The organism is Streptococcus oralis (assembly GCF_003943385.1).
GTDB classification, from domain to species: domain Bacteria; phylum Bacillota; class Bacilli; order Lactobacillales; family Streptococcaceae; genus Streptococcus; species Streptococcus oralis_CA.
In genome coordinates, this window is the sequence record NZ_RJPI01000011.1 from 64,123 (window position 1) to 75,999 (window position 11,877).

General features: G+C 40.5%; 6 protein-coding genes. 1 reads left to right on the forward strand and 5 read right to left on the reverse strand.

What is annotated here, in order from left to right:
* Positions 1-172 precede the first annotated feature (172 nt).
* Positions 173-6,334 carry an alpha-L-fucosidase gene (locus D8803_RS08245; RefSeq protein ID WP_131200817.1) on the forward strand — a complete coding sequence of 2,054 codons (6,162 nt, stop codon included), beginning with the start codon at positions 173-175 and terminating at the stop codon, positions 6,332-6,334.
* Positions 6,335-6,695: 361 nt separating this feature from the next.
* On the opposite strand, the gene D8803_RS08255 is transcribed toward D8803_RS08245, so the two are convergent.
* The 5 genes from D8803_RS08255 to D8803_RS08280 all read right to left on the reverse strand — a co-directional run.
* Positions 6,696-6,989 (reverse strand): DUF5960 family protein, encoded by a 294-nt coding sequence (locus D8803_RS08255; protein ID WP_131200818.1) that lies wholly within the window; start codon positions 6,987-6,989, stop codon positions 6,696-6,698.
* The gene (locus tag D8803_RS08260) at positions 6,982-7,344 is read right to left on the reverse strand and encodes a hypothetical protein (RefSeq protein WP_131200819.1); all 363 of its coding nucleotides are present in this window, start codon (positions 7,342-7,344) and stop codon (positions 6,982-6,984) included. Before D8803_RS08260 ends, D8803_RS08255 begins: the two co-directional genes overlap by 8 nt.
* On the reverse strand, positions 7,341-8,756 hold the full coding sequence (locus D8803_RS08265) for a Y-family DNA polymerase (RefSeq protein ID WP_125399327.1): 1,416 nt from the start codon (positions 8,754-8,756) through the stop codon (positions 7,341-7,343). Before D8803_RS08265 ends, D8803_RS08260 begins: the two co-directional genes overlap by 4 nt.
* A gap of 3 nt (positions 8,757-8,759) precedes the next feature.
* Positions 8,760-9,446 (reverse strand): XRE family transcriptional regulator, encoded by a 687-nt coding sequence (locus D8803_RS08270; RefSeq protein WP_125399328.1) that lies wholly within the window; start codon positions 9,444-9,446, stop codon positions 8,760-8,762.
* Between the two features lie 435 nt (positions 9,447-9,881).
* The coding region (locus tag D8803_RS08280; protein ID WP_131200820.1) for an AAA family ATPase at positions 9,882-11,877 on the reverse strand (1,996 nt) is incomplete at its 5' end.

Consider the following 11,877-nt stretch of genomic DNA (forward strand, 5'->3'; position numbering starts at 1 on the left):
GGGAGAAATGACCTTTTAAATTTTTTTATCTTAAAATGAAAGCGCTTTATAAACAGGAGGTAAGGTGGCTTACAAATTATCAAAGAGTTTTTATCCTTAAATCAAGTTGTAACCAAGTCAAACTTGGGCTCTGGCAGTAGCTGACTGCCTTTCTAAAAACTAGGAGTATATTATGAGTCGATACCTTTTTGAAAAAGGGCAAACATTTAGTATTCGGAAGTTGACTGTAGGTGTGGCCTCTGTTATCGTCGGACTGGCATTTTTTGCTTCTGGAACCGTGCGTGCAGACGAAACATCTCCTGCCACGACATCCAATTTAGATCAGCAAATTAAACAAGTCGCAGATATAGAAGAGACCAAGGCTGAACCAGCTAAAGAAGAAGGTCGTGTAGAAGCTGAAAAACAAGAAACACCTGTTGCAGATACCAACAGTGCTGACTTGCTCCCTGAAGACATTCAGGACCGTGCCTATCCCGACACACCTGTCAAAGAACTCGATACGACTACTATCGTTGACCAAAAAGCTAGTCCAAAAGTAGAAACTAAGAGCATTCTAAAGGATAAGGAAGAAGCTCCAAAGGAAGCTGAGAAAGGAAACCGTGCCATCATTAACGGTGGACAAGACCTCAAACATATCAATTACGAGGGACAACCCGCAACTGCTGCAACTATGGTCTACAGCATTTATAATGGTGGAGCTCAACGATACATTGTTTCTGGGTCTGGTATTTTTGTCGCGCCTAACGTTTTCTTGACAGTTGCTCATAACTTTTTAGATAAAGAAGGCCATATTCGTGGCGGAGATTCTGCGCGCTTCTATTACAATCTAGGATCCAACGCTCCTGTTAAGAATTCTCAGCCAAATTCAGGAAATACCACGCTCTTTCAAGAGAAAGATATCCACTTCTGGAACAAAGAAGAGTTTAGCAAGGGATATCAGAATGACTTGGCAGCAGTTGTAGCGCCTGTCCCTGTACAAATTGCAAGCCCAAATAAAGCAGCAACTTTTGTGCCACTCGCTGAGCATAAGACTTACAAAGCAGGGGACCCTGTCAGCACGATTGGTTATCCAACTGACTCAAGCTCAAAAGAACTCAAACAGCCTATCGTAGCTGGACAACTCTATAAAGCTGACGGCAAGGTAAAATCTGTTGATCCTTATGATGACAAGGGAGCTACTGGCATCACTTACCAAACAACTTCTGTATCTGGTTTGTCTGGTGGCGGAATTATCAATGGTGATGGGAAAGTCATCGGCGTACACCAACACGGAACGGTTGACAACGGTGTGCCTGAGAAAGACCGCTTCGGTGGCGGACTTGTCCTCTCTCCTGAACAACTCAAATGGGTCAAAGATATCATTGACAAATATGGTGTCAAGGGCTGGTATCAAGGGGATAATGGCAAACGTTACTACTTTACACCCGAAGGTGAAATGCTTAGAAATAAGACAGCTGTCATCGGAGAAAATCAGTACTCCTTTGATGAGAGCGGTGTCGCTACTCTAGTCAAGGGAATTGATTACGGACGCGTCCTTATCCAGCACGTGGACGAAGCAGGAAATCCTGTCAAAGAAAATGATACCTTCTTAGACAAAACAGAAGTGGGAACTGGCTTTGACTATGATTTCAAGAAAGCAATCACTCCAACCGAATTCTACAAGCAAAACCTAGAGAAATACCAGATTGTTTCCATTGATGGGGTCGAGATTCAGAAGCAACTAAAAGACGAGTGGAACCACAATGTCGTTAGCAAAACAGCTCCTGGAACACGTGTCATCAAGGTGGTTTATAAAGTCAACAAAGGCTCTTTCAAAGTTTACTACCGTCAAAAAGGAACAAGTACTGAACTAGCGGAAGCGACAGTTGATAACAATGAAGGTCAAGAGTATGAGGTTTCCTTTGTCAACACCTTCCATGCAAAAGACATTGCTGGCTACCGTCCAGTTAAGGCTAGCTTGGAAGCGAAGATCCAGCAAAAAGGTGTTAATGAGATCGTCTTTGAATACGAGCCAATCGCTGATACAGCCAATCCAACAACTCCGACTCCTCCAGTCGCTCATCCAGAAGACAAAGAAACTGAGATTGGCAATCATGGACCTCTTCCAAGCAAGGCCCAACTCGATTACCACAAGGAAGAATTGGCAGCCTTCATCCACTACGGAATGAACACTTATACCAATTCTGAATGGGGAAATGGGAAAGAAGACCCTCGATACTTCAATCCAACCAACTTGGATACCGATCAGTGGATTCGTACTCTGAAGGAAACTGGCTTCAAACGAACCATTATGGTTGTTAAACACCACGACGGTTTCGTTGCTTACCCTTCTAAGTATACGAATCATACCGTAGCTGCCAGCCCATGGAAAGATGGTAAGGGTGACCTTCTCGAAGAAGTTTCCAAGTCTGCTAGCAAGTATGACATGAATATGGGTGTTTACTTGTCACCATGGGATGCCAACCATCCTAAATACCATGTCGCAACCGAAAAAGAATACAACCAATACTATCTCAACCAACTGAAAGAAATCCTTGGTAATCCGAAATACGGTAATAAAGGAAAATTCATCGAAGTTTGGATGGACGGTGCGCGTGGTAGCGGTGCCCAAAAAGTAACCTACACCTTTGATGAATGGTTCAAATACATCAAAAAAGCTGAAGGGGATATCGCCATCTTCTCTGCTCAACCGACAAGCGTTCGCTGGATCGGAAATGAACGTGGTATCGCAGGTGACCCTGTCTGGCATAAAGTCAAACGTGCCAACATCACAGACGATGTGAAAAATGACTACCTCAACCACGGTGACCCAGATGGAGATATGTACTCTGTAGGGGAAGCTGACGTTTCGATCCGTTCCGGTTGGTTCTACCATGACAACCAACAGCCGAAATCACTCAAAGAGTTGATGGATATCTACTTCAAGTCTGTTGGTCGTGGAACCCCACTCCTTCTCAACATTCCACCAAATAAAGAAGGAAAATTTGCAGATGCGGATGTGGCTCGCTTGAAGGAGTTCAAGGCAACTCTAGACCAAATGTATGCGACTGACTTTGCCAAAGGTGCCACTGTAACAGCAAGTTCTACCCGTCAGAACCACCTCTATAAGGAAAGTCACCTGACAGACGGTAAAGATGATACTAGCTGGGCTCTCTCAAATGATGCTACAACTGGTAGCTTTACAGTCGATTTAGGGCAAAAGAGACGCTTTGATGTCGTTGAACTCAAGGAAGACATCGCCAAAGGTCAACGTATCTCTGGTTTCAAGATTGAAGTCGAAATCAACGGGCGCTGGGTGACTTACGGGGAAGGTTCAACTGTTGGCTACCGCCGTTTGATTCAAGGACAACCTGTAGAAGCGCAAAAAATCCGTGTAACTATCACTGGTGCTCAAGCAACTCCAATCTTGACCAACTTCTCAGTCTACAAGACACCTACTAGCATTGAGAAGACAGACGGTTACCCTCTTGGACTCGAGTACCATTCAAATACAACCGCTGACAAGGCTGGTACAACTTGGTACAATGAAGCTGAAGGTGTTCGTGGCACTTCTATGTGGACCAATCAAAAAGATGCCAAAGTAAGCTATACCTTCACAGGAACCAAGGCCTATGTCGTCTCTACAGTCGATCCAGGTCATGGAGAAATGTCCGTCTATGTTGATGGCCAAAAAGTTGCGGATGTGCAAACTAAGAATGCTAGCCGTAAACGAAGCCAAAAAGTCTTTGAAACAGATGATTTAGCACCTGGACAACACACCATTACTCTCGTTAATAAAACAGGTGAACCGATTGCTACAGAAGGAATCTACACCCTAAACAATGATAGCAAGGGAATGTTTGAACTCGAGTCTACTAACTACGAAGTCGAGAAAGGAAAACCAGTCACTGTTAAAATTAAACGTGTTGGTGGAAGCAAGGGAACTGCTACTGTTCGCTTTATCACAGAGCCTGGAACTGGGGTTCACGGTAAAGTTTACCAAGATACAACTCAAGATGTGACTTTTGAAGATGGAGAAACAGAAAAGACTGTTACCATCCCAACGATTGACTTTACAGAACAAGCCGACTCTATCTTTGACTTTAAAGCCAAGCTCACTTCTGTTTCTGATGGTGCCTTGCTCGGTTTTGCTACCGATGCAACAATCCAAGTGATGAAGGCTGAATTGCTGATCAAGGATCAAAAAAGCTATGATGACCAAGCTAGTCAGTTGGATTACAGTACTGGCTGGAACCATGAAACCAATTCAGCAGATAAGTACCAAAAGACGGAGTCTTGGGCTTCCTTTGGGCGCTTAACTGATGTGCAAAAGAAAAAGACAACCGTAACAGCTTACTTCTACGGTACTGGACTTGACATCAAGGGATTTGTAGACCCAGGTCACGGTATCTACAAGGTCTTCTTAGATGGTAAAGAAGTTCCTTACCAAGATGGCATGGGAAATGCTTCGACTATTGATGGCAAGAAATACTTTAGCGGTCACGCTGCCCAACGCCAAGGCAATCAAACTCTGGTTAGCCTAAAAGGTCTTGATGAAAACTTGCACGCAGTCACCCTTCAACTCGATCCTGATCGAAACGATTTGTCTCGAAATATCGGTATCCAAGTAGACCAATTCATCACTCGTGGCGAAGGTAGTGAACTATACAGCAAGGCAGATATCATCCAGTCTATCTCTAAATGGAAAGACGATCTGTCAAACTTTAATCCAGCAGGTTTGAAAAATACGGCTACTGCACGCCAAGCTTTCCAAGCAAATCTAGAAAAATTGAGAAACCAACTCAGTGCCGAAGCTGTGGATGTTCAAGAAGTCATGTTAACTGTCAGTGCCTTACAAGATATCCTTTCCAAGGACGAGAACTATCAAAGAGGCCAAGAGGAACCGAGTCCAGAACAGCCTGCTGAACCGAAACAGCCGGAAATTGAATACAATAAGGCCATGGCTAGCTTGACTGAAGCAATCGAAAAGAAAGTAGCTCAACTCGGAGCAGACAATGATGCTAAGAAGAAGTTAGTCGAAATTGCTAATCAAGCCATTGCTGCGATCCAAGAAGCTAAGACTCAGGAGGCAGTCAATAAAGCGCTAGAAACTGCTCTCGAGCAAATCAACAAGTTGCAACCAGCTCAACCAGAAAAACCAATTACTTCTTCATCTCCTGAAGAAGGAGTTAAGAACCTTGTATTTACACTTCCAAGTTTGGAAATTGTCAATAAGGTAGTGCCGTTCAAGACTATCCGTCGCGAAAATGCCCTACTAGACAAAGGAAAAGAGCAAGTTCTATCAGAAGGGAAGGACGGTCTCCTAGTCGAGTATGTTGAAGTAGACGGTGACAATCGCAAGGTTGTCAAAACGGAAACAACTCCAGCTCAAGAGCGAGTGATTGAGGTGGGCACTAAACAAAGTTCAGTAGGAACAGAGGCACCTCCTGTTGTGACCCTTCCTGAGCACCCTCTACCAGCTCAACCTGAAAAACCGATTACTTCTTCATCTCCTGAAGAAGGAGTTAAGAACCTTGTCTTTACACTTCCAAGTTTGGAAATTGTCAATAAACCAGTGCCGTTCAAGACTATCCGTCGCGAAAATGCCCTACTAGACAAAGGAAAAGAGCAAGTTCTATCAGAAGGGAAGGACGGTCTCCTAGTCGAGTATGTTGAAGTAGACGGTGACAATCGCAAGGTTGTCAAAACGGAAACAACTCCAGCTCAAGAGCGAGTGATTGAGGTGGGCACTAAACAAAGTTCAGTAGGAACAGAGGCACCTCCTGTTGTGATCCTTCCTGAGCACCCTCTACCAGCTCAACCAGAAAAACCAATCACTTCTTCATCTCCTGAAGAAGGAGTTAAGAACCTTGTCTTTACACTTCCAAGTTTGGAAATTGTCAATAAACCAGTGCCGTTCAAGACTATCCGTCGCGAAAATGCCCTACTAGATAAAGGTAAAGAGCAAATCCTATCAGAAGGTAAAAACGGTCTGCTAGTCGAGTATATTGAAGTAGATGGCAGCAATCGCAAAGTTGTCCAAACGGAAACAACTCCAGCTCAAGAGCGAGTGATTGAGGTGGGCACTAAACAAAGTTCAGCAGGAACAGAGGCACCACCTGTTGTGACCCTTCCTGAGTATGTTGTGCCAAGAGAGACTGATAAACCAGCTCCAGTCGTAACAGACAATTCATCAGCAAAAGATGAAAAAGTTCCTGTTGCAACTACAGTCAAACAAGACAAGGAAAAACAACTCCCAGCAACTGGGGAACAAGAAGCGAATGCCTTCCTATTCTTGGCAGCTATTACTTCTATCTTGTCTCTCCTTATCTTCCAAAAGAATTTCAAAGACTAAAAAAATCTTTGATTGATTCTTTTCCATCACTCTAGTTCCCCCGTAGAGAAGACCATCTGGTCTTCTCTTTTTCTATCTGTAAAATTTAAAAACATCCACAAATATACATGGATGTTTTAGTATAAAATTCTAAAATAAGGTTATCATTGAGGGTAGATATTTTCAAAGTCAACTACGATTTCAAGCAAACGGTCATCTAAAAAAGATAGTGCTTCTTGTCTAATGTCTTCAGGAATGCCATAGTAAGCTTCGGCAATCCCTCCGCAGATGTAGGATGGTGTTTCGAATTCCTATACCATGAAATCTTCTGACGCTCACAAGTCACCTTACCTAGGTCAGACTTCATTCTACCACACCTAGTCTACTGACTACTATTTTTGAGTCCAGCGTAGGCATAGGTTCTCGTCCGTTCACAATCTTTTTCCATCTCCACCCTAAAATAAAAGCGACGCTCCCGCCCATCCTTGGCATTTTCCTTGTTTAAGACGAAGTAGTTCTTCTGATTGATGGCCATGGTTCGTAGGATATCATCGATCAAAAAAGTCAAGGGAACATTCATGGCAGAGTATTTTTGGAAATCCTCTTCAAAACGGATATAATTATCTGAAAAATAATCCATCTGCAGTTTGTTTTCATACAACTCTTTTCTAGTCATACACTCCCTCCTCCCACAGTCGAATTTCGAGAATGTCTGTAAGTTCTATCAGCCTATATCCCTCGTTTGTTCTAATAGATAGAGTTTGAGGTGCTAATTCGCTCACCTCACCGATGATTGTCGTTTTTTGCTTTCTTTCCTTGACAACAAAACATCCCTTCAATTGACCAACATAAAGCTGAGAAAGCAAGAGTAGCTTCTCAACTGAATTCAAATTCGTCGAAAAATCAACACGATTTTTTTCTTCACCGAGTGAACTAGTATGCTCTGAGAGGAAAAAGCCCATCCACTTCTGCATCCCTGGATCTTGATAGTCACGCGCAGATGGAAAGGGTAAATAAGAACGATCAATCATTTTAGTCCATCTAATCCTCCAGCAGAATGCCCCCCAATCAGCTTGCTTCTAGCAAGACTCCTAGAGGCTTCTTCCAGTGCGTTGGCCTTTAAGAGGAAGGTAAAACCAAATTGTTCCCGAATGGAGTCAATGGCTGTCTGGAGCCTTTCTTCTTTTTCTAACTTGTCAACATCATCAAAGAGGGAGATCAAACCAAAAGACTCGTCCACAAATCCTGAATAGTTGACTCCGACACTTCTGACCGCTCCAGAAGTGTATTTATTATGAAATAGCTTCAAAACATAATCCGTTAAGATAGCTGTATTATTGGTCGGTTCGACCTTCATTTGTGTGTGAATAGACGACCTGACCTCCTGCTTAGAGAAACCAACATAGATAGAGACAAGGGTTGTTTTCTTGCCCGCCCTTCTCAGCCTAATAGCCACCTGCTCCGCCATTTCTCGAAGAATAATTTCGATATCCCGTAGCTTCACGTAGTCTCTCGGCAAGATTTGAGAATTGCCTAATCCCTGAGACTTGGCTTTATAAGGCCTGTGAACATTGCTCTCATCAATCCCATTAGCATGAAACCACAAACGCAGGCCAGCCTGACCCAGAGCCTTCTGTAGCTGGTCTGGATTACTGGTTGCCAATTCCTTGATGGAAAAAATCCCCAGATCATGCAAGCGTTTCTCCATCCGCCTGCCAATCCCCCAAAAGTCTGTCATCTTAGGAATGGCCCAGACTTTCTCTTCCACATCCTGATAAGACCAGTTTGCCCTCATGGTCGGGGTGTGCTTGGCCTCATTATCCAGAGCCAATTTAGCCAGTAAGGGATTGGCATTGGACATACCCACTGTAGAGTAGATCCCTGTCTGCCTCCAAATATCCCTCTGGATGCGAGCAGAAAGCAGATCCAGCTTGTCTTTGCGAGATAGACTCTTGTCTGGGATAAAATAGTTGAGCGAACTAGTCAGATCAATAAAGCCCTCATCGATAGAGTAGGGATAAATATCATCTGGACTACCATAATTTTGAAAGATTCGCTGGATTTCCATATTGACTGCTATGTATTCATCCATCCTAGGTGGCACGATCAGGGTCACTTGAGCCCAATCTTCGATGTAGCGAACATAGTCTAAGTCAGTAGGCAAGCCTTGCTTTCGAGCATTGTAATAGGAAAATTTGCGCGTTTTGATATCAAAAGGCAGATCATAGGCCCGGCCAACATTGGACTTACCAAAAATCTTCTTAAACATGGGAGAGGAAGCTAGGATAAGACCAGTAGAATTATCCGCGCGACTCATGACACAAAGCGAGGTCTTCAGCGGATGCAATCCCCTTTTCACACACTCGACACTGGCATAAAAAGATTTCATATCGACAAAGGCAATATCACTTTTGGGCTCTCTGGAATAATCAAAGTAGCCCATAGGCTAACCCTCCATCGGCACAAAATTCCCAACGATAATCCCCACAATCCGAGGATCTTCTTCATAGGAGATGAAAATGTCCTTGTATTTAGGATTGATCGATACCAGACGCAAGCCATCTTCCTCCCGATAAACCCGTTTGATATAGGTCTGGTTGTTGCAGACCACTGCATAAACTGCTCCGTCATAGTCAAATCCCGTCTCTCGAATCAGAGCCACCGAACCATTTTGATATTTAGGCTCCATAGAGTCCCCAGCCACCCAGGACGCAAAATCATGGGCCAACTCCTCGTTAAAGTAGACCGTATCAAAATTCTGGTCATCGTAGACCGAAGTCCCAATCCCTGCTGACATGCGTTCGTAGACACGGTACTCATAGAGGCGCTCTGGCATGATCGTCACCTTCTGAGTTTGTTCCTCTTGAGCTAGGTTGCGAGCATAAAGCACAACCTTGTCCTTCCCTTGCTTGGAGAGGCTATTGTAGAGACGGACAATCTCAATCTGAGTAAAATACCCTCTTGCTACCTTTAAAATATTCTCTAGCTGGGCAACCTTCTCCTTGGATGGTTCCTTAATTCCACGTTCCCAAGCCGAGTAAGCCTGAAAACTAATCCCTAATTCCTCTGCAATTTCCTTCTGTGTCAATTTTAACTCTTTTCTCCGAGCCTTGAGTTTTTCTGGTTGGTACATGATTCACCCCCTAGTGTGATGTTTTATCGAGAATATCTCTCTTAGAAAAACAAATCGACGGTTGAGCTTACATCTCCAAAACTCAACCAATTAGGTTTAGTTTTATTATATAAAAAAAGTGGACGATTGTCCACTGGGAAAACCAAGTTTAAACAGCACCACTTATCTATTCTGAACAAAAAAGACATCCAAGAGTAAATTCTTGAATGTCTGTAAACGTTGATATAATCGTATTGATTAACGTTTTGAGAATTGTGATGCTTTACGAGCTTTCTTAAGACCTGGTTTGACAAAAATGTATTTCAGCATGTCTCAGAAGCTTATTATAACAACTTTAAACGTACTTCCCTTACTTAAATAATTTGAAAAAATTTCATTCAAATTGTTTTAAAAGGAGAAACTTTTTCAATTTTATGATGAGCAGAAATAGTATCTTTATTTTTTACTGCCTATAAGATCCGATTTCCATCTTTCTAATATTGTTTGATCTAAATTATTGATTTGGTATTTAAGATGTATCGAATTAAGACTATATAAAAGAACCAATACAAATCTAGCTGTTTGAATCTTTTGTTTAATGGTCAGCAAGAATTCTCTGTCTCTCTCAGTTATTCCATAAATTTTATCTGAATAGTGGCTTTCCCCATTCAAAAGCAATCTATACATATGAGATTTTAGAAGTTCTCTCTCCTCTTTATCATCAATTGATTCACTTAATAATACTTCATTCGAACTTAACTCTGAGATCCCTTTTTGATAATTAAATGTGGAAAAAGCTTCCAATACTCGTCTCATAACGTTACCAATATACGGAGAAAAATCTTTTGCAAAATCACATTCCTCATCCTCAATACAAGCAAATTCATATATTTTTGTAAGTTGCGTAGAATAGAAGTTTTCCTCTTTCTCAGCTGTCTCTATACCAGTCATAGCATTCAATTGTTTTAATTTAATCTGATTATCTTTAAAAACTCTCTTCCCATCAGTATCTAAGACATCTTCAAATATTTTATAACAATTATAATAGACATCACTATCATGAGTTAGTATCAATATCTTACTATTCTCATTTCCAAGACCAATTTTCTCAATTTCTCCTCGAAGTAGACTATATATTCCTAATTTAATCTCATGATCAAAACTAGATAACGGATCATCAAGAACTAATAAAAGTGGTAAATTATATTGATTCTCAACATTTTGATTTTGATTGACTATAGAAAAAAAGTAACACAAACCAATAGCATTTCTTTCTCCGGTAGATAAGCTACTTAAATTTGTTCTTTTTCCCCTAGATAAAACATAATAAAATCCATCTTCCTGTTCTAATTTTAATCGTTCAGATTCATAAAATACTCTACCTAATTGTTTATTAATATTATTAAGGGCCAAAGTAGTATTTTTTACCGACTGCTCATCCTTTACAATTTTCTCATTTAACTCTTTTATTGATTCCTTAGTTCTATTTACTTTCTCCCTATTCTTAACTACTTCTTTACAAAAAATTTTTGTTTCTTTATAAGCTAATTTATCATTAAGTTTATTTGCTTCTTTAATGTTATCTTCAAGTTTATTAAATCTTAAATTATACATATCACAAGCTTCATTGTATACAGATAATGACACATCATAAGCATTTTTAGCTTCGAAAAGTGGTTCACTATTAAAGTCACATACCATATATACATTACTCTTCTTGGTCTTTAGTTCATTAATCATTAGATTAAGCCTTGATTTCAAATCTTTTATTGATTTATTCAAACTTATTCTTACAGATTCTTCTATTCTTTTATCTAAATCTACTGAATCTAATTCTTCAATTATAAGCTCAAATCTTTTAACAATCTGATCTATACACTCAATATGTTTAGATATCTCATCATTTAGTAATTGTTTCTTCAAAACTGATTTTAATTGAACTAGAGTATCTCGTTTATAATCCTCGTTGATTTCTTGAAAACATGTTGGACAATTATTTGAATTTCCCTTTAATAAATTTTCTGTTTTTTCAATACTACTATCAACATTATTTCCTAATATTTCAATAATCTGATTTTCTCTCTCTGTTAGCTCTATCATATTAACCGGTTCAGAAATGATTTCTAATTTTTCTTTTATTTCATTAACGGGAATTTCTACCATAGAGTATCTGCTAATCTCTTTTTCATTCCTAGCAGATTCTATCTCTTTTATCAGATTCCTCAGATCATCTCCTAATTCTTCCACTGATTTTGAAGAAACAGAACTAGAAATTCTATTTACTAAACTATCATTGAAGTAATGATTTTTATTGTTTAATTTATTATAAATACTCTTCCATCTCGGTTTTTCCGATTCTACAATAGTTTCTTTTATAGCATTTTCAGCATTTGAAAGAGCACAATTATATTGAATCAATTTAGACTCTAATTTTTTTACTTCACTTTTATTT